The sequence below is a fragment of the Mixta intestinalis genome, from assembly GCF_009914055.1.
GTDB classification, from domain to species: domain Bacteria; phylum Pseudomonadota; class Gammaproteobacteria; order Enterobacterales; family Enterobacteriaceae; genus Mixta; species Mixta intestinalis.
Window position 1 is genome coordinate 4203809 of the sequence record NZ_CP028271.1, and the last position, 23469, is coordinate 4227277.

Sequence of the window (23469 nt, forward strand, 5' to 3'; positions counted from 1 at the left end):
TTCCTGGCACGCTGATAGCTTCGACAGGTTGACCATTTTACAGGGTGAGGGGCACCCGCCACATGGAACTGAGTCTGTTTTTTTCAATGTTGGGCTTTCTGTGGGTCGCGGCGATCACGCCTGGCCCTAATAATATGTTACTGACTACCGCTGGGGCCAATTTTGGCTTTTTGCGCTCTATGCCGCTGATGATCGGCATTATGCTGGGTATGCAGCTCATGTTGTTGCTGGTTGCCTTTGGCGTCGGTAGCCTGATCCTGCTTTATCCATCACTGCATCTGTTTCTGAAAATCGCTGGCAGCCTCTATCTGCTCTGGCTTGCCTGGAAGATTGCGACGGCCGCCTATGAACAGCTGGAAATGGGCGAGGCTCCCTCGCGTCCAATGCCGTTCTGGCAGGGAGGCGTACTGCAACTGGTTAATCCAAAAGCCTGGCTGATGGCGCTGGGTGCCGTTGCCAGCTTTAGCCTGGCGGGCGAGGCCTATCGCGGTTCTGTACTGGCGATCAGCTTTGGCATGGCGCTGGTTAATCTGGTAGCCGGCGTTATCTGGCTCGGTTTCGGCACGCTGATAGGACGTTTGCTGCGTAGCCGACGTGCCTGGAAAATCTTTAACCTGGCGATGGGCGCACTCACCGCCGCCTGCGTGCTGTTAATCTGGCACTAGCTGACTGGAAGCGCGCACGATCAGCTGGCAGGAGAGCTGCTCATGAATACGCGGTGCGCGTGGGTCCCGAATGCGCTGGAGCAGCATCTGTACGCTGCGCACCCCCAGCTGGTGCATCGGCTGTTCCAGCGTGCTGAGCGGTGGCGATAGCATGGCGCTCCACGGCAGGCCGTCAAAACCCAGCACCGCGATATCCTCTGGAACCCGCAGCTGACGCTGACGAATACAGTGGATGGCACCCACCGCCAGCACATCCGAGACGGCAAAGATTGCATCTGGTGGATCTCCACGATCCAGCAGGCGCGCCATAGCCGCGTAACCTGCTTCGCATTCCACTTCATTGGCGTATTCCACGCCGCCCCAGTTTAGATTGTGCGCCGTAAGCGCTGCCCGGTAACCCATTTCACGCTGTTGTGCGTAAAGATAGCGCGGATCGCCGTTAATCATCGCGATGCGTTGTCGTCCCTGCTGCGCCAGATGCGCTACCGCCTCGCGTCCTGCCTGGTGATTATCGATCGTGACTGAAGACGCTTCGGCATCGGGATTGCCTTCGGCACACTGTACCCAGGGGGAATCGCCGATCATCTGCCGCAGGCCGGGCAGGTTAGTCACGGCATCCATAGTAATCACGCCATCAACCACTTTACCGCTCAGCAACGCCAGATAAGCAGATTCGCGCTGGGGTTGGGAATCGGAGTTGCAAAGTAAAATATGGTAGCCATGCGCTTCCGCTTCTGCCTCAATGCCACGCACCACGTGCGAACAAAAAGGATTAATGATATTGGAGACCAGCACCAGCAGCATACGGCTTTGCGAGGTGCGCAGCTGGCGCGCCAGCAGATTGGGCTGGTACTGACTGGCGGCGATAGCGGCCAGCACACGCTCACGGGTTGCAGGCCGAACGCCCGAATAACCGTTCAGCACGCGTGAAACGGTTGCGGTAGAAACACCCGCAAGACGGGCTACTTTCTCAATCGACATGAAAAACCCTCTGACAAACTCTTAACAGATGGCCTGAAAAACGTCGCGATAAAACGTAGTTAATTTAGGACCCCTTATCATTTCATAAATTCCACATTTGCGAATTCCAGATAAATATATCGGTATCTTTTCTAAGTATTATTAGTGATTAAACATAATTTTTAATTACTTCAGCTTGCGTTCACATCTCAGTTACAACGTAGCCATGACGATAATAACAACGGGCGGAACGCAACAATGATGAGTCTTACGCGAATTTTAGTAATGGCGACCACTTTATTGCTGGTAGCGGAACAGGCGCAGGCGGTTGACGTTACCGTCGCCTGGCAAACCTCGGCGGAACCAGCAAAGGTGGCGCAGGCAGATAACACCTTTGCCAGGGAAAGCGGTGCGCATGTTGAGTGGCGTAAATTCGATAGTGGATCCAGTGTAGTACGTGCACTCGCCTCTGGTGATGTACAGATTGGCAATATTGGATCCAGTCCCCTGGCGGTTGCAGCAAGTCAGCAATTGCCGATTGAAGTTTTCCTGCTTGCTTCGCAGCTGGGCAATTCAGAGGCGCTGGTGGTGAATAAGAAAATCACCTCGCCGCAGGATTTAATTGGCAAACGTATCGCGGTGCCGTTTATTTCCACTACCCATTACAGCCTGCTGGCAGCGCTGAAGCATTGGGGCATTAGTCCTAACCAGCTGAAAATTATTAACCTACAGCCGCCCGCCATTATTGCCGCCTGGCAGCGCGGCGAAATTGATGGTGCCTACGTCTGGGCACCTGCGGTTAATGAGCTGGAGAAAACCGGTAGCGTGCTGACCGATTCGGCGCAGGTGGGCAAATGGGGTGCGCCGACGCTGGATGTCTGGGTTGTGCGTAAAGATTTTGCCGCACAGCATCCGGAAATTGTTACCGCCTTTGCCCGTAGCGCACTGGCAGCGCAGCAGGCCTACCTTGACCATCCGCAGCAGTGGCTACAACAGTCGCAGCATCTGGCCACGCTCTCTCGCCTGAGCGGAGCGTCAGTCGATCAGGTGCCTGGTCTGGTGGAGGGCAATACCTATCTGGGCGTTCAACAGCAGCTTGCGCAGCTCGGCCAGCCGGTAAGCAAGGCCATTGGCGATACGGCGAAGTTTCTTCAGCAGCAGGGCAAAGTGGCGCAGGTAGCGCCGGACTACAGCAGCTACGTCACCGACCGTTTTGTACGCCCGCTGGCGCAACAGTAAGGGGAACCGCCATGCTTTCGCTTTCACATCTTAGCGCGCGTTATCACGGTCAGCTGGCATTGCAGGATATTAACCTGACGCTGGATGCCGGGGAGCTGGCGGTAGTGCTTGGTCCTTCCGGCTGCGGCAAAACCACGTTGCTGAACCTGATAGCTGGTTTTCTGCCGCTGGAGGAGGGCAGCATCACCCTGGCGGGGAAACCGGTTACCGGGCCTGGCGCAGAGCGTGGCGTAGTGTTTCAGCATGAAGGACTGCTGCCCTGGCGCAACGTGTTGGATAACGTCGCTTTTGGCCTACAGCTGGCGGGCATTGATGGCGTAACGCGCCGTGAGATCGCGGCGAAAAAGCTGAAACAGGTCGGGCTGGAGGGCGCGGAAAAACGTTTTATCTGGCAACTTTCCGGCGGGATGCGACAGCGTGTCGGCATCGCCCGTGCGCTGGCTGCCGATCCCGCGCTATTGCTGCTGGATGAGCCTTTCGGCGCGCTGGATGCTTTTACCCGCGAACAGATGCAGGAGCTACTACTACGGCTGTGGCGCGACAGCGGCAAGCAGATCCTGCTGATTACCCACGATATCGAAGAAGCTGTGTTTCTTGCCAGCGAGCTGATTCTGCTGACGCCGGGGCCGGGGCGCATCAGCGAGCGACTGCGGCTCGATTTTGGACGTCGCTTCGCCGCCGGTGAATCGTGCCGTTCGATTAAATCCGATCCTCTTTTTATCGCTCAGCGGGAGTATGTCCTGAGTCGGGTATTTCAACAGCGCGAGGCGTTTTCATGAGCATACAGGCCGTTGATAAACAAACCGTACCGCGTGTGCGCTGGCGCTGGCCGCTTTCCCGGCGGCTGACGCTGAGCGTCGCCACGCTGGTAGTGGTGCTGGCGCTGTGGTGGCTGGTAACAGCGCTGCATCTGATTGCGCCGCTGTTTTTACCGCCGCCGCAGCAGGTGTTGCATCAGCTGCGGGTTGTCGCCAGCGCCCAGGGATTTATGGACGCCACGCTGTGGCAGCATCTGGCTGCCAGTCTGGGGCGTATTTTGCTGGCGCTGCTGGCGGCGGTAGTGATTGGCGTACCAACCGGTATTGCTATGGGGTTGAGCAGAACCGCTCATGGCATCCTCGATCCGCTGATTGAACTGTATCGTCCGGTGCCGCCGCTGGCCTATCTGCCGCTGATGGTGATCTGGTTCGGCATCGGTGAAACCTCAAAGATACTGCTGATTTATCTGGCGATTTTCGCGCCGGTGACGCTCGCTACGCTACAGGGAGTAAAAAGCGCTCAGCAGGTGCGACTGCGCGCTGCGCAATCGTTAGGTGCCAGCCGCTGGCAGCTGCTGCGCTTCGTGATTCTGCCCGGCGCGTTGCCGGAGATTTTAACCGGCCTGCGTATCGGACTTGGCGTTGGCTGGTCAACGCTGGTGGCGGCTGAGCTGATTGCCGCTACGCGCGGATTGGGCTTTATGGTGCAGTCTGCCGGTGAGTTTCTCGCCACGGATGTGGTGTTGGCGGGCATCCTGGTGATTGCGTTAATCGCATTCGGTTTAGAACTGGGCCTGCGGACGCTACAGCGTCGGCTGACGCCCTGGCATGGAGAACAGCAATGAACGAACGTCTGACGATTACCGCGCTGGGGCCGCATATCGGCGCGCAGATTGATAACCTCGAGCTTTCTCGCCCGCTTAACGATGCGCAGTTCGAACAGCTTTGGCACGCGCTGATCCGGCATCAGGTGCTGTTTCTGCGCGAACAGCCATTAACGCCGGTGCAGCAGCGGGTGCTGGCAGCGCGCTTCGGCGATCTGCACATTCATCCGGTTTATCCGCATGCCGAGGACGTGGAAGAAATTATTGTACTGGATACCCATAACGGCAATCCGCCGGATAACGATAACTGGCATACCGATGTCACCTTCATCGCCACGCCACCAGCCGGTGCGATTCTGGCGGCGAAGCAGGTACCGGAACAGGGTGGTGATACGCTATGGGCCAGCGGTATTGCTGCTTTTGAGGCGCTGTCACCGCCGCTGCGTCGGTTGCTGAGTGGCCTACAGGCGGAGCATAGCTTCACTAAATCGTTCCCGGAACATAAGCACCGCGATACGCCGGAACAGCATGCGCGCTGGCAACAGGCGGCAGTTAACCATCCGCCGCTGCTGCATCCGGTTGTACGTACTCATCCGGTCAGCGGAAAGCAGGCGCTATTTGTTAATGAAGGCTTTACCACGCGCATTGTCGATCTTGCGCCGAAGGAGAGCGAGGCGCTGCTCAGTTTCCTGTTTGCCCATATTAATAAACCGGAATTTCAGGTGCGCTGGCGCTGGCGGGCAAATGATGTGGCAATCTGGGATAACCGGGTAACGCAGCATTACGCCAATGCGGATTATTTACCGACAAGGCGCATTATGCACCGCGCCACCATTCTTGGTGATAAGCCGTTTTATCGCGCAGATTAGGTAAGGCAATTAAGACGAAGGGATGAATAATCGGTTGAAAAACAGAACTAACAGAGCGTTATGATTGCGTATCGATAACAGCGGCCCGCTTATGGGCCGCTGCCGTTTGCAACGGTCGGATGTCAGGAGGCAAGCATCGCTTCCAGCTGTTCCTGGGCATCCAGCCAGGCTATTTCCCGATCTTCCAGCGCAGATTTCGTCGTGGCCTGCTGCTGGAGCGCAGCGGTCAGGTCAGCTTTACGGGCCGGATCGTATATGGCCGAGTCGGCCAGCTTCGCTTCCGCCTCCGCCAGCTGGGTATTGAGTTTCTCCATCTCTTTTTCCAGCTTTTCGATCTGTTTACGCAGCGGCTGAGTTTGCGCCCGCAGTTCCGCTTCGCGCCGCTTCTGATCTTTACGTGCCTGCGCGCTGTTGCCGCTCTCCTGTTTCGGCTCGCTCTCCTGTTGCGCCTGCTGTTTTTGCTGTTCGCTGAGCCACTGCTGATAGTCGTCCAGATCGCCAGCGAAAGCTTCAACCTTACCGTCATGCACCAGATAGAGATCGTCAGTGGTGGATCGCAGCAGGTGACGATCGTGCGATACCACCACCAGTGCGCCTTCAAAATCGATCAGCGCTTCGGTTAACGCCTGACGCATATCGAGATCGAGGTGGTTAGTCGGTTCATCCAGCAGCAACAGGTTAGGGCGCTGCCAGACAACCAGTGCCAGCACCAGGCGCGCTTTCTCGCCACCGGAAAAACGTACCGTCGGTTCGGTAACTTTGTCGCCCTGGAAGCCGAAGCCACCGAGATAATCGCGCAGCTGCTGTTCCGGCAGCTTGGGTGCCTGACGCGCCAGGTGCTGTAAAGGCGATTCGTCCGCGCGCAAATATTCCAGCTGATGCTGGGCGAAATAACCAAGCTGTACGCCTTTGGCGAGGCCGATTTCGCCTTTTTGCGGTGCCAGCTCGCCCGCCAGCAGTTTGATCAATGTTGATTTACCGGCACCGTTGCGGCCCAACAGGCCGATGCGCGATCCGGGCACCAGGTTGAGCTTGATCGAATCCAGAACGATCCGTTCGCCGTAGCCCGCGCTGACTTTCTCCATATTCAGCAGCGGATTCGGCAGGCTTTCCGGCTCACGAAAGCTGAAGCTAAAGGGATTATCGACGTGCGCCGGTGAGATTAGCTCCATGCGCTCCAGCATTTTGATGCGGCTCTGCGCCTGTTTCGCCTTGCTGGCTTTGGCGCGGAAGCGATCGATATAGCTTTGCAGGTGCGCCACTTTGCGCTGCTGATGCTCATATTGTGACTGCTGCTGCGAAAGTTTGACGGCGCGCTGTTGCTCGAAGGAACTGTAGTTGCCGGTATATTCGAACAGGCTCTGCTGCTCGATATGCAGAATTTTATCCACCACCGGATCGAGAAAATCGCGGTCGTGGGAGATCAGGATTAGCGTGCCGCTGTAGCTTTTCAGCCAGCGTTCCAGCCAGATAACGGCATCGAGATCGAGGTGGTTGGTCGGTTCATCCAGCAGCAGCAGATCGGAGCGGCAGAGTAGCGCCTGCGCCAGGTTAAGACGCATTCGCCAGCCGCCGGAAAAATCGCTAACCGGACGCTGTAGCTGCTCCTGACTAAAGCCCAAACCGTGAAGCAGGCTGGCAGCGCGCGCCTGTATGCTCCATGCCTGAATCGCGTCCAGCTTGCCGTGCAGCAGCGCAATGGCGTTGCCGTCATTTTTTTCATTGGCGCGCTGTAATTCGGACTCCAGCTGACGATATTCACGATCGCCGTCAATAACATACTCAATGGCGGCAACCGGCAGCGCTGGCGTTTCCTGGTTTACCCATGCCAGAGACCAGTTGCCGGGAAAGGTTACGCTTCCGGCATCGGCGCTGAGTTCGTTTTTTAACAACGCCAGCAGCGTCGATTTACCGCAGCCGTTTTTACCGACCAGGCCAACTTTCTGCCCTGGGTTAATGGTGGCGGTGGCATTGTCCAGCAGTACGCGGGTACCACGTCGGATTTGTAACGAGGAGAATACAATCATAAGCGCCGTATTGTCAGAATATGTTAATTTATTGTCATCATAATCAGTCTGGAATCACTGATTCCGTTATGTCGTGCATGGTAGCGGAAATCCTGCATCATGACGACGATTTGGAGGGGAGAGATGTCGCAGCTGCCTAAGGTTTTGCTGCTGTATGCCCATCCGGAATCACAGGATTCGATTGCTAATCGAGTCTTGCTACAGCCGGCGCAGCAGTTATCGCACGTTACCGTACATGATCTGTACGCGCACTACCCCGATTTTTTTATCGATATTCACCATGAACAGCAGCTGTTGCGGGGAGCATCAAATTATCGTTTTCCAGCATCCCCTTTATACCTGGAGCTGCCCGGCATTGTTAAAAGAGTGGCTGGATCGCGTGCTGTCGCGCGGGTTTGCCAGTGGGCCGGGCGGCAACATGCTGGAGGGAAAATAACTGGCGCAGCATCATCACCACCGGTGAGCCGGAAGCGGCCTATCAGCAGGATGGCCCCAACCGCTATTCAATGAACGAAATAATGCGTCCGTTTGAGCTGACGGCGCAGATGTGCCGCATGCACTGGCTGACGCCGATGGTGATCTACTGGGCGCGTCGCCAGCCGCCAGAGATAATGAAAAACTACGCCCAGGCTTATGAAGCGTGGCTCTCTTCTCCTTTACCGGCAGGAGTGGCATAGATGGAAGGCGAAACGTTACTAACGGCGGGCGTGGTTTACCTGTTCGCTGCGGTGGTTGCGGTGCCGATTGCTGCCCGGTTGGGTATCGGTTCAGTATTAGGTTATCTGCTGGCGGGCATTGCCATTGGTCCCTGGGGGCTGGGATTTATCAGCGACGTTGAGGAGATCCTGCACTTCTCTGAACTGGGCGTGGTATTCCTGATGTTCCTGATTGGCCTGGAGCTGAATCCTTCGAAGCTGTGGGCGCTGCGGCGATCGATCTTCGGCGTTGGCGCTGCCCAGGTGATTTTCAGCGCCGCGGTGCTGGGCGGGCTGCTGTTGCTCACCGATTTCTCCTGGCAGGCCGCCATTATTGGCGGCATTGGCCTGGCGATGTCATCTACCGCGATGGCGTTACAGCTGATGCGCGATAAAGGTATGAATCGCAGCGAAGCGGGGCAGCTTGGCTTTTCGGTGCTGCTGTTTCAGGATCTGGCGGTGATTCCGGCGCTGGCGCTGGTACCGCTGCTGGCGGGCACCGATAGCGGTCATACCGACTGGATGAAAATCGGCATGAAGGTGTTGGCCTTTGCCGTGATGCTGATCGGCGGCAGGCTGCTGCTGCGGCCTGGTTTTCGCTATATCGCCGCCTCCGGAGTGCGTGAGGTATTTACCGCCGCTTCGCTACTGCTGGTGCTCAGCTCGGCGCTGTTTATGGATGCGCTGGGACTTTCTATGGCGCTTGGTACCTTTATCTCTGGCATTTTGCTGGCGGAAAGCGAGTATCGCCACGAGCTGGAGATCGCTATCGAGCCTTTTAAAGGGCTATTGCTTGGTCTGTTCTTTATTTCAGTCGGCATGGCGTTGAATCTGGGCGTACTCTATACGCATCTGCTGGCGATATTGACAGGTGTGCTGGCGCTGGTGGCGGTAAAAACCCTGGTGCTTTACCTGCTGGCACGAATTTACGGCCTGCGCAGTTCGGAACGTTTGCAGTTTGCGGGCGTGCTGAGCCAGGGCGGTGAGTTCGCCTTTGTACTGTTTTCTGCCGCCTCCTCTGCGGGACTGTTTCATGGCGATCAGCTGCCGCTGCTTTTGGTCACCGTGACGCTCTCTATGATGACGACGCCGCTGCTGATGCAGGGCGTGGATCGCATTCTGGTGCGCCGTTTTAACGAGACGGATGAGCAGGCGGAAAAGCCCTGGGTTGATGACGATCAGCCGCAGGTGATTGTGGTCGGTTTTGGGCGTTTTGGTCAGGTGATAGGCCGCCTGCTGATGGCAAATAAAAAGCGTATTACGGTGCTGGAGCGTGATATTAGCGCCGTGAGTTTAATGCGTAAGTATGGTTATAAAGTATACTATGGGGATGCGACGGAACTGGAACTGCTGCGTGCCGCCGGTGCCGCCAGCGCACAATCGATCGTGATTACTTGTAATGAACCGGAAGATACGATGAACATCGTTCATCTCTGCCAGCAGCATTTTCCCCATCTGCAGATTCTGGCGCGCGCGGGCGCGTTGAGGCGCATGAGCTATTGCAGGCGGGCGTTGCTCAGTTTTCCCGTGAAACCTTCTCCAGCGCGCTGGAGCTGGGCCGAAAGACATTAATGAGCCTGGGAATGCATCCGCATCAGGCTCACCGTGCGCAGCTACATTTCCGGCGGCTCGATATGCGTATGCTACGCGAGCTGGTGCCAAACCAGACGGATAATGCGCAAATATCACGTGCGCGTGAAGCGCGACGCGAACTGGAAGATATTTTCCAGCGGGAGATGCAGCAAGAGAAACGCCAGTTAGACGGCTGGGATGAGTCTGAATAATCCACGCCGTTAAGGGTGGTAACAAGAAACCACAGGAAAGAAAAATGCGTAAACGTTTTATTGCCGGTGCGGCCTGCCCGCACTGCCAGGAAAAAGACACGCTGGCGATGTGGCGTGAAAACAATGTCGATGTGGTGGAGTGCGTGAAATGCGGCCATCAAATGCGCGAAGCGGATAAGCAGGTACGCGATCGGGTACGCGCGCAGGAGCAAGTTATCGGCGTTTTTCATCCAGAGTAGTGGCACAGCTCAGCTTTTTTATAAGCTTACCCTTACAGCGGCAATGAATTCCGTTACAATCTGCATTGTTAACATTGCCTGCGCGTAAACCTTATGGGACGCAAGGGGTCAGCATCTGGATCTTTCTGGTTGGTGTTATTGCACGCAAATAGACCAATGAGTCGGGATCAAAGCTCTCAACGGTTAGGAGTTATCATGAAAGTAGCAAAAGACCTGGTGGTCAGCCTGGCTTACCAGGTACGTACAGAAGACGGTGTATTGGTCGACGAGTCTCCGGTGAGCGCACCGTTGGACTATCTGCACGGTCATGGTTCCCTGATTTCTGGTCTGGAAAAAGCCCTGGAAGATCATGAAATTGGTGACAAGTTTGATGTGCATATCGCCGCAAATGACGCTTACGGCCAGTATGACGACAATCTGGTTCAGCGCGTACCGAAAGATGTCTTTATGGGCGTAGACGAACTGCAGGTTGGCATGCGCTTCCTGGCAGAAACTGACCAGGGTCCGGTACCGGTTGAAATCACCGAAGTGGAAGACGATCATGTAGTGGTTGATGGAAACCACATGCTGGCTGGTCAGAACCTGAACTTCCATGTAGAAGTGGTAGCTATTCGTGAAGCGACTCCGGAAGAGCTGGCCCACGGTCACGTTCACGGCGAACACGATCACCATCATGACCACGATCACGACCATGGTCACAGCCACGGCGGTAAAAATGGCTGCTGCGGTGGTGGTGGACACGGTGGCTGCGGCTGTCAACACTAATCACTCACCGCACGATGAAATGATTACTGAAGAAAAGCACCGAACAGCCGGTGCTTTTTTTATTGCCTGGTCAGTAGTGTGGCGGTGGCGTCTCTTCCGACGGATGCGCCATCAGCGACGGGGCCGCAGCCTTTAACTTATCAGTCAGTAAACGTATCTGTTCGCGCATTTTGGCCATTTCCATTTCGTGCTGCACGACCGTTTGGTTTAAATCTTCAATCGTTTGTTCCTGAAAAGCCAGCTTGCTTTCCAGCAGCTCTAACCGCTGTTCAAACTTATCTTGCTGCATAAGCGTTCCTCCTGTTGCGTGCGCCCGGCGTTCCGAATGAGATCTCTGTAGAAAAGTGCGCACCGTTGCCTGATAATGAGATTTTGCCTGCGACGGTTGAAAAAGCACAGCTTTGGCGTCACATCACCTGAAACTTCCCGACATAAAAAGGGTCGGAAGTACACTTAAGTTTGCCGGGCGGGCATGGTAATTTGTTCCGCACAGTAATAGTACTGGCTTAATGGCCTGCAACGATCGCCGGGGTGAGAGGCTTCGGTTTTGGAGATAATGGATGAAATCACTGTTTAAAATTACAATGTTAGCCGCCACGATGGCCACTGCGTTTAACGCGCCGCTGGCATTGGCAGCAGACTCCGCACCGGCTGAACAGGCTGCGCCACAGGCCACTAAAAATGCTGCTTTTAAAGATGAGAATCAGCAGTCCGCTTATGCGCTGGGCGCATCGCTTGGCCGCTATATGGAAAACTCACTGAAAGAGCAGGAAAAACTGGGCATTAAGCTGGACAAAACGCAGCTGATTGCTGGCGTTCAGGATGCGTTTGCCGGTAAGAGCAAGCTCTCCGATCAGGAAATTGAACAGACGCTACAATCGTTTGAAGGTCGCGTGAAGAGCGCCGCTCAGGCGAAGATGGAAAAAGACGCGAAAGAAAACGCCGATAAAGGCCAGGAGTTCGCCGCTAAATTTGCTAAGCAGAAAGGCGTGAAGAAAACCGATAGCGGCCTGCTTTATCAGGTAGAAAAAGAAGGTAGCGGTGATACGCCGAAAGACAGCGACACGGTTGTAGTTAACTACAAAGGGGCGCTGATCGACGGCACTGAATTTGATAACTCCTATAATCGCGGTGAACCGCTCTCTTTCCGTCTGGATGGTGTTATTCCGGGCTGGACTGAAGGCCTGAAGCACGTGAAAAAAGGCGGTAAAATCAAGTTAGTTATCCCGCCGCAGCTGGCTTACGGTAAAAACGGCGTGCCGGGTATTCCGCCTAACTCTACGCTGGTGTTTGATGTCGAACTACTGGATATCAAACCGGCACCGAAAGCCGATGCGAAGACGCAGGCTCCGGTTGCCGACGATAAAAAAGCACAGTAACTTTTTAGCCGCCGCGTTTACGCGGCGGTTCTCATTTTATTGAGAGATGCCCTCGTTCGGACAAAAATCTGGCATATGCCGCAGACATTTGCCAGACTAGCGCTGCGCAAATTTGTATGACGAGTCTGCCCTGGCCGCGCTGAGACAGGCTCCAGCCAATTAGGGGTAATGTCTTTCATGTCTAATCCATTCAATCCTGGCGATCTGACCGATGTCGATTTGCTGGAACAGCATCCATTTGAACAGGCCGACTACGATATTCTGAAATCTTATGAAGCCGTGGTCGATGGGCTGGCGATGCTGATCGGCTCGCACTGTGAAATCGTGTTGCATTCGCTGGAAGATTTAAAATGTTCCGCAGTACGCATCGCTAACGGGGAGCATACCGGACGTAAAGTCGGCTCGCCGATTACCGATCTGGCGTTACGTATGTTGCACGACATGACCGGTGCCGACAGCAACGTTTCACGTGCCTATTTCACCCGTGCAAAAAGCGGGGTACTGATGAAATCGGTGACGATAGCGATACGCAATAGTCAGCAGCGCGTGATTGGCCTGCTGTGCATCAATATGAACCTTGATGTACCTTTCTCGCAAATCATATCGACCTTTATGCCGCCAGAAACGCCTGACGTCGCCTCGCCGGTCAACTTTGCCTCATCCGTGGAAGGATTTGGTGACGCAGACGCTGGAATTCACCATCGAAGAGGTGAGTGCCGATCGCAACGTGGCGAATAATATGAAGAATCGCCAAATCGTGCTGAACCTGTATGAAAAAGGTATCTTCGATATCAAAGATGCGATTAACCAGGTGGCAGACCGGCTGAATATCTCTAAGCACACGGTCTATCTCTACATCCGCCAGTTTAAGAGCGAAGATATACAGGGGCAGGAACGCTGATGCGCTATACGCTGTTGGTTACCGGCCCCGCTTATGGTACTCAGCAGGCCAGCAGCGCGCTGTTGTTTGCTCAAGCGTTACTGGCGGCAGGGCATCAGCTACATAGCGTCTTCTTTTACCGGGAAGGTGTGCTTAACGGTAATCAGCTGACGGCACCCGCCAGTGACGAGTTTGATCTGGTGCGCGCCTGGCAGTCGCTACAACAACAGGGCGTGACGCTGAATATCTGTGTTGCCGCCGCCTTAAGGCGTGGCGTGACTGATGAACAGGAAGCTGCAAGTTTAGGCCTGCCAGCGGCAAATCTGCAGCCTGGTTTCGTGCTGGCTGGGCTGGGCGCGCTGGCGGAAGCGGCGTTAACCAGCGACAGAGTGGTACAGTTCTGATGAAATCGATCGCTTTTGTTTTTACGCGTGCGCCTCACGGCAGCAGCAGCGGACGGGAAGGGCTGGATGCTGCGCTGGCAACCGCCGCGCTCTGCGAGCAGGTTTCACTTTTTTTTATCGGCGATGGTGTACTGCAACTCACCGCCGGACAGCAGCCGGAGAAAGTGCTGGCGCGTAACTATATCGCTACCTTTGGCGTACTGCCGCTGTATGATGTCGAGCACTGCTATCTGTGCGCGCAGTCGCTGGCGGAGCGTGGGCTAACGCCAGAAAGTGAAAGGGTACTGAATGCAGAGGTGTTAGAAAGCGCCGCGCTGCGTGCCCGCCTCGCTGAGGCTGACCATATCCTGACGTTCTGAGGTATCACTATGCTGCATACGCTGAACAGCTCACCTTTTCAGTGCGATTATACTTTGCTGCTGCGTATGCTGCAGCCGGGAGACGATCTACTGTTGATGCAGGATGGCGTGCTGGCAGGGCTACAGGGCAGCAATATGCTGGCTCCGCTACTGAACTCTCCGGCGCGGATCTGGGCGCTGCGTGACGATCTGCTTGCCAGAGGTTTAACTGCTCAATTATCACCCGAAATCACGGCAATTGACTATAATGATTTCGTTACGCTCACGCTAAATCATAAGCAGCAAATGCCCTGGTGAGTATAAGACGCTGGTTATTTCTTGACACCTTTTCTACTCAGCCCTAAAATTCTGCGTCCTCGTATTAATACGGGGCGATTTATTACGTGTTTACGAAGCAAAAGCTAAATCCAGGAGCTATTTAATGGCAACAGTTAACCAGCTGGTTCGCAAACCGCGCGTACGCAAGGTTGCTAAAAGCAACGTGCCTGCGCTGGAAGCTTGCCCGCAAAAACGTGGTGTTTGTACTCGTGTGTACACCACTACTCCGAAAAAACCAAACTCCGCACTGCGTAAAGTTTGCCGTGTGCGTTTAACTAATGGTTTCGAAGTGACCTCCTACATCGGTGGCGAAGGCCACAACCTGCAGGAACACTCCGTAATCCTGATTCGTGGCGGTCGTGTTAAAGACCTGCCGGGTGTGCGTTACCACACCGTTCGTGGCGCGCTTGACTGCTCTGGTGTTAAAGACCGTAAGCAGGCTCGCTCCAAGTATGGCGTGAAGAAGCCGAAGGCTTAATGGTTCTCCGTTAAGTAAGGCCAAACGTTTTAACTTAAATGTCAAAATAAACTCGTAGAGTTTTGGACAATCCTGAATTATCAACGGAGTATTTCCATGCCACGTCGTCGCGTCATTGGTCAACGTAAAATCCTGCCAGATCCGAAATTCGGATCTGAGCTGCTGGCCAAATTTGTCAATATCCTGATGGTAGATGGTAAAAAATCTACTGCTGAAGCAATCGTGTATACCGCGCTGGAGACCCTGGCTCAGCGTTCTGGTAAAACCGAACTGGAAGCTTTCGAAGTCGCTCTCGACAACGTACGTCCGACTGTAGAAGTTAAGTCACGTCGCGTTGGCGGTTCAACTTATCAGGTACCAGTTGAAGTCCGTCCGGTCCGTCGTAATGCGCTGGCAATGCGTTGGATCGTAGAAGCTGCTCGTAAACGCGGTGATAAATCGATGGCTCTGCGCCTGGCGAACGAACTTTCTGATGCTGCTGAGAACAAAGGTACAGCAGTGAAGAAACGTGAAGACGTTCACCGTATGGCCGAAGCCAACAAGGCGTTCGCTCACTACCGCTGGTAATAACCACGTAGTTATTGTTAACCCAGCGGGCGCTCAATTAGCCAACCCGCTGGGGCTGACTTATTTTGAACGTCCGAGAATCAGAGGAATCAAATGGCTCGTACAACACCCATTTCACGGTACCGTAACATCGGTATCAGTGCTCACATCGACGCCGGTAAGACCACGACCACCGAGCGTATCCTGTTCTACACCGGTGTTAACCACAAAATCGGTGAAGTGCATGATGGCGCTGCGACCATGGACTGGATGGCGCAGGAGCAGGAGCGTGGTATCACCATTACTTCTGCAGCGACCACCGCGTTCTGGTCTGGTATGGCTAAACAGTTTGAGCCGCACCGCATCAACATCATCGACACCCCGGGACACGTTGACTTCACCATCGAAGTAGAACGTTCCATGCGTGTTCTTGATGGCGCGGTAATGGTTTACTGTGCGGTTGGTGGTGTTCAGCCGCAGTCTGAAACCGTATGGCGTCAGGCTAACAAATATAAAGTTCCGCGCATCGCGTTCGTTAACAAAATGGACCGCATGGGCGCTAACTTCCTGAAAGTTGTTGGTCAGATCAAAACCCGTCTGGGTGCAAACCCGGTTCCTCTGCAGCTGGCTATCGGTGCAGAAGAGAAGTTTACCGGCGTTGTTGACCTGATCAAAATGAAAGCCATCAACTGGAACGATGCAGACCAGGGCGTAACCTTCGAATACGAAGATATCCCGGCTGACATGGTTGACCTGGCTGAAGAATGGCATCAGAACCTGATCGAATCTGCAGCTGAAGCTTCTGAAGAGCTGATGGAGAAATACCTCGGCGGCGAAGAGCTGACTGAAGAAGAGATCAAAAAAGCACTGCGTCAGCGCGTGCTGAATAACGAAATCATCCTGGTTACCTGTGGTTCTGCATTTAAGAACAAAGGTGTTCAGGCGATGCTGGATGCGGTAGTTGAATTCCTGCCAGCACCGACCGACGTACCGGCTATCAAAGGTATGCTGGATGACGGTAAAGATACGCCGGCAGAGCGTCACTCTGACGACAACGAGCCGTTTGCTGCTCTGGCGTTCAAAATCGCGAACGACCCGTTCGTTGGTAACCTGACCTTCTTCCGCGTTTATTCTGGCGTGGTAAACTCAGGTGATACCGTACTGAACTCTGTGAAATCACAGCGTGAGCGTTTTGGCCGTATCGTACAGATGCATGCTAACAAACGTGAAGAGATTAAAGAAGTTCGTGCGGGCGACATCGCTGCGGCGATCGGTCTGAAAGACGTGATCACCGGTGATACCCTGTGCGATCCGAGCAACCCGATCATCCTGGAACGTATGGAGTTCCCGGAGCCGGTTATCTCTATCGCGGTTGAGCCGAAAACCAAAGCTGACCAGGAAAAAATGGGTCTGGCTCTGGGCCGTCTGGCGAAAGAAGACCCGTCATTCCGCGTGTGGACTGACGAAGAATCTAACCAGACCATCATCGCTGGTATGGGTGAGCTGCACCTCGACATCATCGTTGACCGTATGAAACGCGAGTTCAACGTTGAAGCTAACGTCGGTAAACCGCAGGTTGCTTATCGTGAAACTATCCGCGACACCATCAAGGATGTCGAAGGTAAACACGCGAAACAGTCTGGTGGTCGCGGTCAGTATGGTCACGTTGTGATCGATATGTACCCGCTGGAGCCGGGCGGTAAAGGCTACGAATTTGTCAACGATATCAAAGGCGGTGTAATTCCTGGTGAATACATCCCGGCTGTTGACAAAGGTATCCAGGAGCAGCTGAAATCTGGTCCGCTGGCTGGTTATCCGGTAGTTGATCTGGGCATTCGTCTGCACTTTGGTTCTTACCACGATGTGGACTCCTCTGAACTGGCGTTTAAACTGGCTGCGTCTCTGGCGTTTAAAGACGGCTTTAAGAAAGCGAAGCCTGTTCTGCTTGAGCCGATCATGAAGGTTGAAGTTGAAACGCCGGAAGAGAACATGGGTGACGTAATCGGTGACCTGAACCGTCGTCGCGGCATCATCGAAGGTATGGATGATACCGCTACCGGTAAAACCGTTCGCGCTCAGGTACCGCTGTCTGAAATGTTCGGTTATGCTACTGACCTGCGTTCTCAGACCCAGGGCCGTGCTTCTTACTCCATGGAGTTCCTGAAGTACGCGGAAGCGCCGAACAACGTCGCTCAGGCCGTTATTGAAGCTCGTGGCAAATAAGCTACGGTTTTAGAATAGTGAACAGATGCCCTCATCACGGATGAGGGCATAACAGTAAGGAATATCGCCATGGCGAAAGAGCAATTTCAGCGTAACAAAACGCACGTTAACGTTGGTACTATCGGCCACGTTGACCACGGTAAAACCACTCTGACCGCAGCTATCACTACCGTTCTGTCCAAAACTTACGGTGGTCAGGCTCGTGCGTTCGATCAGATCGATAACGCGCCGGAAGAGAAGGCACGTGGTATCACCATCAACACCTCTCACGTTGAATATGAAACCCCGTCTCGTCACTACGCGCACGTTGACTGCCCGGGCCACGCCGACTACGTGAAAAACATGATCACTGGTGCTGCTCAAATGGACGGCGCTATCCTGGTTGTTGCTGCGACTGACGGCCCGATGCCGCAGACCCGTGAGCACATCCTGCTGGGTCGTCAGGTAGGCGTTCCGTACATCATCGTGTTCCTGAACAAATGCGACATGGTTGATGACGAAGAGCTGCTGGAACTGGTTGAGATGGAAGTGCGTGACCTGCTGTCTCAGTACGACTTCCCGGGCGACGACACTCCGATCGTTCGCGGTTCTGCGCTGAAAGCGCTGGAAGGCGAAGCAGAGTGGGAAGAAAAAATCATCGAGCTGGCTGGTCACCTGGATACCTACATCCCTGATCCGCAGCGCGCTATCGATCTGCCGTTCCTGCTGCCGATCGAAGACGTATTCTCCATCTCTGGCCGTGGTACCGTTGTTACCGGTCGTGTTGAGCGTGGCGTAATCAAAGTTGGTGAAGAAGTTGAAATCGTGGGTATCAAAGATACTGCGAAATCTACCTGTACCGGCGTTGAAATGTTCCGCAAACTGCTGGATCAGGGTCAGGCTGGTGAGAACGTTGGTGTTCTGCTGCGTGGTATCAAACGTGAAGAGATCGAGCGTGGTCAGGTTCTGGCTAAGCCGGGCTCCATCAAGCCGCACACCCAGTTCGAATCTGAAGTGTACATTCTGTCCAAAGACGAAGGCGGCCGTCACACTCCGTTCTTCAAAGGCTACCGTCCGCAGTTCTACTTCCGTACTACTGACGTAACGGGCACCATCGAACTGCCGGAAGGCGTTGAAATGGTAATGCCGGGCGACAACATCAAAATGGTTGTTACCCTGATCCACCCGATCGCAATGGACGACGGTCTGCGTTTCGCAATCCGCGAAGGTGGCCGTACCGTTGGCGCGGGCGTTGTTGCACGCGTTATCGCTTAATTAGCGATATAAAAACGGATGCTTCGGTGTCTGTGTGCTTAAAGAGGGCGCTTCGGCGCCCTTTTTTATATCTGTCTGTTACACACCCGCATTAAAACCATACAAAAACCAGGTTTGAAATAAAAACCATTCTCATTTAGAATGCGCTCAGTATTTATACTGGAGCAGGTAAATGTACGTCTGTTTATGTAATGCCATCAGCGATAAAACCGTGCGTGAAGTTGTCCGCCGCTATCAGCCCGTATCCTTTCAACAGCTGCGTCATTTCGTACCGGTAGGTAACCAGTGCGGTAAATGTATCCGCGCGGTACGTGAAATTATGAATGATGAGATGCAGAACTTGCCGCTGTATGACGAGATCGCCTGAGAAAAGATTTTTTCCGTTGCCTTTTTGACTTCTTTCTAACCACATCTACGCTCTATTTAACTGGAAGCGGAGGAAAGAAAGATGAAAGGCGATGCCAAAATTATAAACTATCTTAATAAACTGCTGGGAAATGAGCTGGTTGCGATAAACCAGTACTTTCTCCACGCACGAATGTTTAAAAACTGGGGACTGATGCGTCTGAATGACGTTGAGTACCATGAGTCAATTGATGAGATGAAGCATGCGGATAAATATATTGAGCGCATACTTTTTCTTGAAGGTCTTCCCAATTTACAGGATTTCGGCCGTCTGCGTATTGGTGAAGACGTGGAAGAAATGCTGCGTTCCGATCTGGCATTAGAGCTGGAAGGCGCAAAGGATCTGCGTGAGGCTATCGCCTGGGCCGATCAAATTCACGATTACGTAAGCCGCGATATGATGATTGAAATTCTGGCGGATGAAGAACACCACATCGACTGGCTGGAAACGGAACTGGATCTGATACAAAAAATGGGTATCCAGAACTACCTGCAGGCACAAATCAGAGAAGAAAAATAGCGCCTTCTTCCTGCCATAAGCCAAAGAAGGTGATCCACCCGCCCAACGATAAGCAGGGCCCGAAAGGCTGCTGGTGAAGCACACCGGCGCCGCCTTTCCATCTTCTGTTATGCAGGAAAAGAAGTAATCCGCCTAAGGCAGCCCCAATTGCAATCAAGGGTAACATCTGCCAGCCGCACCAGGCTCCTAATGCCGCATACAGCTTCAAATCACCATAACCCAGCCCTTCGCGTCGGGTGATAAGCAAAAAAAACCAATAGAGCAACCACAGCGCCAGCCAGCCACTAATCGCGCCGATCACGGCCGCAGGCAATTTTTCCTGACTGAATAACAAATGATAAAGCAGGCCCAGCCAGAGCAGGGGAAGAGTAAGTGCATCCGGCAGTAGTAAATGGCGCCAGTCAATGAGGCTTAATAGTATGAGGAGTGCGGTAAACAATAGCGCGAAGATTAACGCATGTGGGGAAGGCGCGCTCATCGCCAGCAAACTGAAAAGCGTACAGGTCACTACCTCGACGATCAATAAACGACACGGGATTCTACAATCGCAATAGCGACAGCGCCCCCGCAAGCGTACCCAGCTATAAAAAGGGATGAGGTCGTAGAGTTTGATCCGCCTCTGGCAATGGTGGCATCGGGAAGGAGGAGCAAGCAACCGCACCAGCCACTGACGCTCATTAAGGCCCGGATAGTAGCGATCGGCTGCCAGGCAGAGAAAGCTGCCCGTTGCTAAACCTGCCAGGGCAGCAAAAAAAATGATCATAAAGATGCTCTCTGGTTGATAACGGAAATTCCATCCTAAAGAGAACAGTTAACGCTGTCTTTTGGCATCGGTGATAACGGGAAGAGAGGCAGTAAAGAAAGTTAGCGGGTTGCGCGTTTGCCAGTCAGGGCCAGGGCTGGCTTCCACTTTTTTGCCCTGGCACCGCCTGATGGGTTGCTATCTGAACAAATTCCCGTATAATGCGCGGGCCTGCTGATATTGCGGGTGCGATTCGAGCAGAATCGCAGGCTGGTCGGATATCGCCCCGCCTGACAATACTCCCGATTGGGGAGTTATATGCTTAACGATTACACTCCCCCATCAATCGTAATGGGTGCGAGGAGTAATTCTTTTCGTTTATAAAATAATTGGAGCTCTGGTCTCATGCAGAACCAAAGAATCCGTATCCGTCTTAAAGCGTTTGATCATCGCCTGATCGATCAATCAACCGCGGAAATCGTTGAGACCGCCAAGCGCACTGGTGCGCAGGTGCGTGGTCCCATCCCGCTGCCGACCCGCAAAGAGCGCTTTACCGTTCTGATTTCTCCGCACGTTAACAAAGACGCGCGCGATCAGTACGAAATCCGCACTCACAAGCGTCTGGTTGACATCGTTGAGCCAACTGAAAAAACCGTTGATGCTCTGATGCGTCTGGATCTGGCTGCCGGTGTAGACGTGCAGATCAGCCTGGGTTAATCAGGTCATCGAGCGATTGAGAGGTTGAAACAATGATTGGTTTAGTCGGTAAAAAAGTGGGTATGACCCGCATCTTCACTGAAGACGGCGTATCTATCCCTGTAACCGTAATCGAAGTTGAAGCAAACCGTGTTACTCAGGTTAAAGGTCTGGACAGCGACGGCTACCGCGCAATCCAGGTAACCACCGGTACGAAAAAAGCGAACCGCGTGACCAAACCTGAAGCAGGTCATTTTGCTAAAGCTGGCGTAGAAGCTGGCCGTGGTCTGTGGGAATTCCGCACCGCTGAAGGTGAAGAATATACCGTAGGTCAGGACATCAGCGTTGAAATTTTCGCTGACGTTAAAAAAGTTGACGTGACTGGTACGTCCAAAGGTAAAGGTTTTGCCGGTACTGTTAAGCGCTGGAACTTCCGTACTCAGGATGCTACTCACGGTAACTCCTTGTCTCACCGCGTTCCGGGTTCTATCGGTCAGAACCAGACTCCGGGCAAAGTGTTCAAAGGCAAAAAAATGGCAGGTCAGCTGGGTAATGAGCGCGTAACCGTTCAGAGCCTGGACGTAGTACGTGTTGACGCTGAGCGCAACCTGCTGCTGGTGAAAGGTGCTGTCCCGGGTGCAACCGGTAGCGACCTGATCGTTAAACCAGCTGTTAAGGCGTGAGGGGGCGAGGAATGGAATTAGTAATGAAAGACGCGCAAAGCGCGCTGACTGTTTCCGAAACTACCTTCGGTCGTGATTTCAACGAAGCGCTGGTACATCAGGTTGTTGTTGCTTACGCAGCTGGTGCACGTCAGGGCACTCGTGCTCAGAAAACCCGTGCTGAAGTCACTGGTTCTGGTAAGAAACCGTGGCGCCAGAAAGGCACCGGCCGTGCGCGTTCAGGTTCTGTTAAGAGCCCGATCTGGCGTTCAGGTGGCGTGACCTTCGCTGCTAAGCCGCAGGACCACAGTCAAAAAGTTAACAAAAAGATGTACCGCGGCGCGCTGAAAAGCATTCTGTCCGAACTGGTACGTCAAGAACGTCTGATCGTTGTCGAGAAGTTCTCTGTAGAAGCACCGAAAACCAAGCTGCTGGTACAGAAACTGAAAGATATGGCGCTGGAAGACGTGCTGATCATCACCGGTGAACTGGATGAAAATCTGTTCCTGGCCGCTCGTAACCTGTACAAGGTTGACGTGCGTGATGCAGCGGGTATCGATCCGGTTAGCCTGATCGCCTTCGACAAAGTCGTTATGACTGCTGACGCAGTTAAGCAAGTTGAGGAGATGCTGGCATGATCCGTGAAGAACGTCTGCTGAAAGTGCTGCGCGCGCCGCACGTTTCTGAAAAAGCGTCTACTGCGATGGAAAAAACCAACACCATCGTTCTCAAAGTTGCGAAAGACGCGTCCAAAGCAGAAATCAAAGCCGCTGTGCAGAAACTTTTCGAAGTTGAAGTCGAAGACGTAAACACCCTGATCGTTAAGGGTAAAGTTAAGCGTCATGGACAGCGTATTGGTCGTCGTAGCGACTGGAAGAAAGCTTACGTCACCCTGAAAGAAGGCCAGAATCTGGACTTCGTCGGCGGCGCAGAGTAAGTCGGAGGAGAAGAACAATGGCAATTGTTAAATGTAAACCGACATCTCCGGGTCGTCGCCACGTAGTTAAAGTGGTGAACCCAGAGCTGCACAAGGGCAAACCATTTGCTCCGCTGCTGGAAAAAAACAGCAAATCCGGTGGCCGTAACAACAATGGCCGCATCACTACCCGTCACATCGGTGGTGGTCATAAGCAGGCTTACCGTCTGGTTGACTTCAAACGCAACAAAGATGGTATCCCGGCTGTTGTTGAACGTCTTGAGTACGATCCGAACCGTTCCGCGAACATCGCGCTGGTTCTGTACAAAGACGGCGAGCGCCGTTATATCCTGGCCCCGAAAGGCCTGAAAGCTGGCGACCAGATTCAGTCTGGCGTTGATGCTGCGATCAAAGCAGGTAACGCCCTGCCGATGCGTAACATCCCAGTTGGTTCCACCGTGCATAACGTAGAAATGAAACCAGGCAAAGGCGGTCAGATTGCTCGCTCTGCTGGTGCTTACGTGCAGATCGTTGCGCGTGAAGGTTCTTACGTGACCCTGCGTCTGCGTTCAGGCGAAATGCGTAAAGTCGAAGCTGACTGCCGCGCAACCCTGGGCGAAGTTGGTAACGCTGAGCATATGCTGCGCGTTCTGGGTAAAGCAGGTGCTGCCCGCTGGCGTGGTGTTCGTCCGACCGTTCGCGGTACTGCGATGAACCCAGTAGATCACCCGCACGGTGGTGGTGAAGGTCGTAACTTTGGTAAGCACCCGGTAACCCCGTGGGGCGTACAGACCAAAGGTAAGAAGACCCGTAGCAACAAGCGTACCGATAAATTTATCGTACGTCGCCGTAGCAAATAATA

26 protein-coding genes and 3 pseudogenes are annotated in these 23469 nt (G+C 53.7%); 25 read left to right on the plus strand and 4 right to left on the minus strand.

What is annotated here, in order from left to right; all coding sequences use genetic code 11:
• The first annotated feature begins 62 nt into the window (after positions 1 to 62).
• The gene (locus tag C7M51_RS19430; RefSeq protein ID WP_160623171.1) at positions 63 to 665 is read left to right on the plus strand and encodes a LysE family translocator; all 603 of its coding nucleotides are present in this window, start codon (positions 63 to 65) and stop codon (positions 663 to 665) included.
• Here C7M51_RS19430 and C7M51_RS19435 read toward each other — a convergent pair.
• Entirely contained in the window at positions 651 to 1646 is a 996-nt protein-coding gene (locus C7M51_RS19435) for a LacI family DNA-binding transcriptional regulator (RefSeq protein WP_160623172.1), read from the minus strand. The genes C7M51_RS19430 and C7M51_RS19435 overlap by 15 nt on opposite strands.
• 240 nt (positions 1647 to 1886) lie before the next feature.
• On the opposite strand from C7M51_RS19435, the gene tauA reads away from it, so the two are divergent.
• The 4 genes from tauA to tauD are packed head-to-tail and all read left to right on the plus strand — an operon-like array spanning position 1887 to position 5315.
• Positions 1887 to 2864 carry a taurine ABC transporter substrate-binding protein gene (gene tauA, locus C7M51_RS19440; protein WP_160623714.1) on the plus strand — a complete coding sequence of 326 codons (978 nt, stop codon included), beginning with the start codon at positions 1887 to 1889 and terminating at the stop codon, positions 2862 to 2864.
• Between the two features lie 11 nt (positions 2865 to 2875).
• Complete coding sequence (tauB, locus tag C7M51_RS19445) at positions 2876 to 3643, plus strand: taurine ABC transporter ATP-binding subunit (RefSeq protein WP_160623173.1); 768 nt, start codon at positions 2876 to 2878, stop codon at positions 3641 to 3643.
• A complete protein-coding gene (gene tauC, locus C7M51_RS19450) occupies positions 3640 to 4467 on the plus strand; it encodes a taurine ABC transporter permease TauC (protein WP_160623174.1) in 828 nt (275 codons plus the stop codon). Before tauB ends, tauC begins: the two co-directional genes overlap by 4 nt.
• Positions 4464 to 5315: a taurine dioxygenase gene (tauD, locus tag C7M51_RS19455; protein ID WP_160623175.1), complete on the plus strand. Its 852-nt coding sequence runs from the start codon at positions 4464 to 4466 to the stop codon at positions 5313 to 5315. The genes tauC and tauD overlap by 4 nt, the downstream gene beginning before the upstream one ends.
• A gap of 122 nt (positions 5316 to 5437) precedes the next feature.
• On the opposite strand, the gene C7M51_RS19460 is transcribed toward tauD, so the two are convergent.
• Positions 5438 to 7342, minus strand: a complete 1905-nt coding sequence (locus C7M51_RS19460) for an ABC transporter ATP-binding protein (protein WP_160623176.1) — start codon at positions 7340 to 7342, stop codon at positions 5438 to 5440.
• Between the two features lie 123 nt (positions 7343 to 7465).
• On the opposite strand from C7M51_RS19460, the pseudogene kefG reads away from it, so the two are divergent.
• The 4 genes and pseudogenes from kefG (at position 7466) to slyD (ending at position 10825) form a co-directional block, all read left to right on the plus strand.
• Positions 7466 to 8019 (plus strand): annotated as a pseudogene (gene kefG / locus C7M51_RS19465) (glutathione-regulated potassium-efflux system ancillary protein KefG).
• Positions 8020 to 9821 (plus strand): annotated as a pseudogene (gene kefB / locus C7M51_RS19470) (glutathione-regulated potassium-efflux system protein KefB).
• Positions 9822 to 9865: 44 nt separating this feature from the next.
• Positions 9866 to 10060: a YheV family putative zinc ribbon protein gene (locus tag C7M51_RS19475; protein ID WP_160623177.1), complete on the plus strand. Its 195-nt coding sequence runs from the start codon at positions 9866 to 9868 to the stop codon at positions 10058 to 10060.
• 195 nt (positions 10061 to 10255) lie between these two features.
• Positions 10256 to 10825, plus strand: coding sequence for a peptidylprolyl isomerase (gene slyD, locus C7M51_RS19480; RefSeq protein WP_160623178.1), 570 nt, complete (start codon positions 10256 to 10258; stop codon positions 10823 to 10825).
• 70 nt (positions 10826 to 10895) lie between these two features.
• Here the strand turns inward: slyD and C7M51_RS19485 are convergent, their stop codons facing one another.
• Positions 10896 to 11114, minus strand: coding sequence for a protein SlyX (locus tag C7M51_RS19485; RefSeq protein ID WP_160623179.1), 219 nt, complete (start codon positions 11112 to 11114; stop codon positions 10896 to 10898).
• A gap of 271 nt (positions 11115 to 11385) precedes the next feature.
• On the opposite strand from C7M51_RS19485, the gene fkpA reads away from it, so the two are divergent.
• From fkpA to bfr, 11 genes and pseudogenes are all read left to right on the plus strand, one after another.
• Positions 11386 to 12204, plus strand: coding sequence for an FKBP-type peptidyl-prolyl cis-trans isomerase (gene fkpA / locus C7M51_RS19490; protein WP_160623180.1), 819 nt, complete (start codon positions 11386 to 11388; stop codon positions 12202 to 12204).
• Positions 12205 to 12381: 177 nt separating this feature from the next.
• Positions 12382 to 13105, plus strand: a pseudogene (locus tag C7M51_RS19495) (helix-turn-helix transcriptional regulator).
• Positions 13105 to 13488 carry a sulfurtransferase complex subunit TusD gene (gene tusD, locus C7M51_RS19500; protein WP_160623181.1) on the plus strand — a complete coding sequence of 128 codons (384 nt, stop codon included), beginning with the start codon at positions 13105 to 13107 and terminating at the stop codon, positions 13486 to 13488. Before C7M51_RS19495 ends, tusD begins: the two are co-directional and overlap by 1 nt.
• Complete coding sequence (gene tusC, locus C7M51_RS19505; protein WP_160623182.1) at positions 13488 to 13847, plus strand: sulfurtransferase complex subunit TusC; 360 nt, start codon at positions 13488 to 13490, stop codon at positions 13845 to 13847. The genes tusD and tusC overlap by 1 nt, the downstream gene beginning before the upstream one ends.
• A 9-nt stretch (positions 13848 to 13856) precedes the next feature.
• Positions 13857 to 14144 (plus strand): sulfurtransferase complex subunit TusB, encoded by a 288-nt coding sequence (tusB, locus tag C7M51_RS19510; RefSeq protein ID WP_160623183.1) that lies wholly within the window; start codon positions 13857 to 13859, stop codon positions 14142 to 14144.
• Between the two features lie 124 nt (positions 14145 to 14268).
• Positions 14269 to 14643 carry a 30S ribosomal protein S12 gene (gene rpsL / locus C7M51_RS19515; RefSeq protein ID WP_003852912.1) on the plus strand — a complete coding sequence of 125 codons (375 nt, stop codon included), beginning with the start codon at positions 14269 to 14271 and terminating at the stop codon, positions 14641 to 14643.
• Between the two features lie 96 nt (positions 14644 to 14739).
• On the plus strand, positions 14740 to 15210 hold the full coding sequence (rpsG, locus tag C7M51_RS19520; RefSeq protein WP_038629748.1) for a 30S ribosomal protein S7: 471 nt from the start codon (positions 14740 to 14742) through the stop codon (positions 15208 to 15210).
• Between the two features lie 93 nt (positions 15211 to 15303).
• The gene (gene fusA, locus C7M51_RS19525; RefSeq protein ID WP_160623184.1) at positions 15304 to 17412 is read left to right on the plus strand and encodes an elongation factor G; all 2109 of its coding nucleotides are present in this window, start codon (positions 15304 to 15306) and stop codon (positions 17410 to 17412) included.
• A gap of 69 nt (positions 17413 to 17481) precedes the next feature.
• Complete coding sequence (gene tuf / locus C7M51_RS19530) at positions 17482 to 18666, plus strand: elongation factor Tu (protein ID WP_160623185.1); 1185 nt, start codon at positions 17482 to 17484, stop codon at positions 18664 to 18666.
• Between the two features lie 172 nt (positions 18667 to 18838).
• Positions 18839 to 19033, plus strand: coding sequence for a bacterioferritin-associated ferredoxin (bfd, locus tag C7M51_RS19535; RefSeq protein ID WP_160623186.1), 195 nt, complete (start codon positions 18839 to 18841; stop codon positions 19031 to 19033).
• An 81-nt stretch (positions 19034 to 19114) separates the two neighbouring features.
• On the plus strand, positions 19115 to 19591 hold the full coding sequence (gene bfr / locus C7M51_RS19540; RefSeq protein WP_160623187.1) for a bacterioferritin: 477 nt from the start codon (positions 19115 to 19117) through the stop codon (positions 19589 to 19591).
• On the opposite strand, the gene C7M51_RS19545 is transcribed toward bfr, so the two are convergent.
• A complete protein-coding gene (locus tag C7M51_RS19545; RefSeq protein WP_160623188.1) occupies positions 19575 to 20354 on the minus strand; it encodes a prepilin peptidase in 780 nt (259 codons plus the stop codon). The genes bfr and C7M51_RS19545 overlap by 17 nt on opposite strands.
• 384 nt (positions 20355 to 20738) lie before the next feature.
• On the opposite strand from C7M51_RS19545, the gene rpsJ reads away from it, so the two are divergent.
• From rpsJ to rplB, 5 genes are read left to right on the plus strand one after another with little or no spacing between them, the layout of a single operon-like run.
• Entirely contained in the window at positions 20739 to 21050 is a 312-nt protein-coding gene (gene rpsJ / locus C7M51_RS19550; RefSeq protein ID WP_001181005.1) for a 30S ribosomal protein S10, read from the plus strand.
• A gap of 32 nt (positions 21051 to 21082) precedes the next feature.
• The gene (rplC, locus tag C7M51_RS19555; RefSeq protein ID WP_141178022.1) at positions 21083 to 21712 is read left to right on the plus strand and encodes a 50S ribosomal protein L3; all 630 of its coding nucleotides are present in this window, start codon (positions 21083 to 21085) and stop codon (positions 21710 to 21712) included.
• Positions 21713 to 21723: 11 nt separating this feature from the next.
• On the plus strand, positions 21724 to 22329 hold the full coding sequence (rplD, locus tag C7M51_RS19560; RefSeq protein WP_141178023.1) for a 50S ribosomal protein L4: 606 nt from the start codon (positions 21724 to 21726) through the stop codon (positions 22327 to 22329).
• The gene (rplW, locus tag C7M51_RS19565; RefSeq protein WP_160623189.1) at positions 22326 to 22628 is read left to right on the plus strand and encodes a 50S ribosomal protein L23; all 303 of its coding nucleotides are present in this window, start codon (positions 22326 to 22328) and stop codon (positions 22626 to 22628) included. Before rplD ends, rplW begins: the two co-directional genes overlap by 4 nt.
• Before the next feature lie 17 nt (positions 22629 to 22645).
• A complete protein-coding gene (rplB, locus tag C7M51_RS19570; protein WP_160623190.1) occupies positions 22646 to 23467 on the plus strand; it encodes a 50S ribosomal protein L2 in 822 nt (273 codons plus the stop codon).
• Positions 23468 to 23469 lie beyond the last annotated feature (2 nt).

Excerpts from the sequence above, each read along its gene's own strand:
- C7M51_RS19430 (WP_160623171.1), top strand. The coding sequence starts at position 63 with ATGGAACTGAGTCTGTTTTTTTCAATGTTGGGCTTTCTGTGGGTCGCG.
- C7M51_RS19435 (WP_160623172.1), bottom strand. The coding sequence starts at position 1,646 with ATGTCGATTGAGAAAGTAGCCCGTCTTGCGGGTGTTTCTACCGCAACC.
- tauA (WP_160623714.1), top strand. The coding sequence starts at position 1,887 with ATGAGTCTTACGCGAATTTTAGTAATGGCGACCACTTTATTGCTGGTA.
- tauB (WP_160623173.1), top strand. The coding sequence starts at position 2,876 with ATGCTTTCGCTTTCACATCTTAGCGCGCGTTATCACGGTCAGCTGGCA.
- tauC (WP_160623174.1), top strand. The coding sequence starts at position 3,640 with ATGAGCATACAGGCCGTTGATAAACAAACCGTACCGCGTGTGCGCTGG.
- tauD (WP_160623175.1), top strand. The coding sequence starts at position 4,464 with ATGAACGAACGTCTGACGATTACCGCGCTGGGGCCGCATATCGGCGCG.
- C7M51_RS19460 (WP_160623176.1), bottom strand. The coding sequence starts at position 7,342 with ATGATTGTATTCTCCTCGTTACAAATCCGACGTGGTACCCGCGTACTG.
- C7M51_RS19475 (WP_160623177.1), top strand. The coding sequence starts at position 9,866 with ATGCGTAAACGTTTTATTGCCGGTGCGGCCTGCCCGCACTGCCAGGAA.
- slyD (WP_160623178.1), top strand. The coding sequence starts at position 10,256 with ATGAAAGTAGCAAAAGACCTGGTGGTCAGCCTGGCTTACCAGGTACGT.
- C7M51_RS19485 (WP_160623179.1), bottom strand. The coding sequence starts at position 11,114 with ATGCAGCAAGATAAGTTTGAACAGCGGTTAGAGCTGCTGGAAAGCAAG.
- fkpA (WP_160623180.1), top strand. The coding sequence starts at position 11,386 with ATGAAATCACTGTTTAAAATTACAATGTTAGCCGCCACGATGGCCACT.
- tusD (WP_160623181.1), top strand. The coding sequence starts at position 13,105 with ATGCGCTATACGCTGTTGGTTACCGGCCCCGCTTATGGTACTCAGCAG.
- tusC (WP_160623182.1), top strand. The coding sequence starts at position 13,488 with ATGAAATCGATCGCTTTTGTTTTTACGCGTGCGCCTCACGGCAGCAGC.
- tusB (WP_160623183.1), top strand. The coding sequence starts at position 13,857 with ATGCTGCATACGCTGAACAGCTCACCTTTTCAGTGCGATTATACTTTG.
- rpsL (WP_003852912.1), top strand. The coding sequence starts at position 14,269 with ATGGCAACAGTTAACCAGCTGGTTCGCAAACCGCGCGTACGCAAGGTT.
- rpsG (WP_038629748.1), top strand. The coding sequence starts at position 14,740 with ATGCCACGTCGTCGCGTCATTGGTCAACGTAAAATCCTGCCAGATCCG.
- fusA (WP_160623184.1), top strand. The coding sequence starts at position 15,304 with ATGGCTCGTACAACACCCATTTCACGGTACCGTAACATCGGTATCAGT.
- tuf (WP_160623185.1), top strand. The coding sequence starts at position 17,482 with ATGGCGAAAGAGCAATTTCAGCGTAACAAAACGCACGTTAACGTTGGT.
- bfd (WP_160623186.1), top strand. The coding sequence starts at position 18,839 with ATGTACGTCTGTTTATGTAATGCCATCAGCGATAAAACCGTGCGTGAA.
- bfr (WP_160623187.1), top strand. The coding sequence starts at position 19,115 with ATGAAAGGCGATGCCAAAATTATAAACTATCTTAATAAACTGCTGGGA.
- C7M51_RS19545 (WP_160623188.1), bottom strand. The coding sequence starts at position 20,354 with ATGATCATTTTTTTTGCTGCCCTGGCAGGTTTAGCAACGGGCAGCTTT.
- rpsJ (WP_001181005.1), top strand. The coding sequence starts at position 20,739 with ATGCAGAACCAAAGAATCCGTATCCGTCTTAAAGCGTTTGATCATCGC.
- rplC (WP_141178022.1), top strand. The coding sequence starts at position 21,083 with ATGATTGGTTTAGTCGGTAAAAAAGTGGGTATGACCCGCATCTTCACT.
- rplD (WP_141178023.1), top strand. The coding sequence starts at position 21,724 with ATGGAATTAGTAATGAAAGACGCGCAAAGCGCGCTGACTGTTTCCGAA.
- rplW (WP_160623189.1), top strand. The coding sequence starts at position 22,326 with ATGATCCGTGAAGAACGTCTGCTGAAAGTGCTGCGCGCGCCGCACGTT.
- rplB (WP_160623190.1), top strand. The coding sequence starts at position 22,646 with ATGGCAATTGTTAAATGTAAACCGACATCTCCGGGTCGTCGCCACGTA.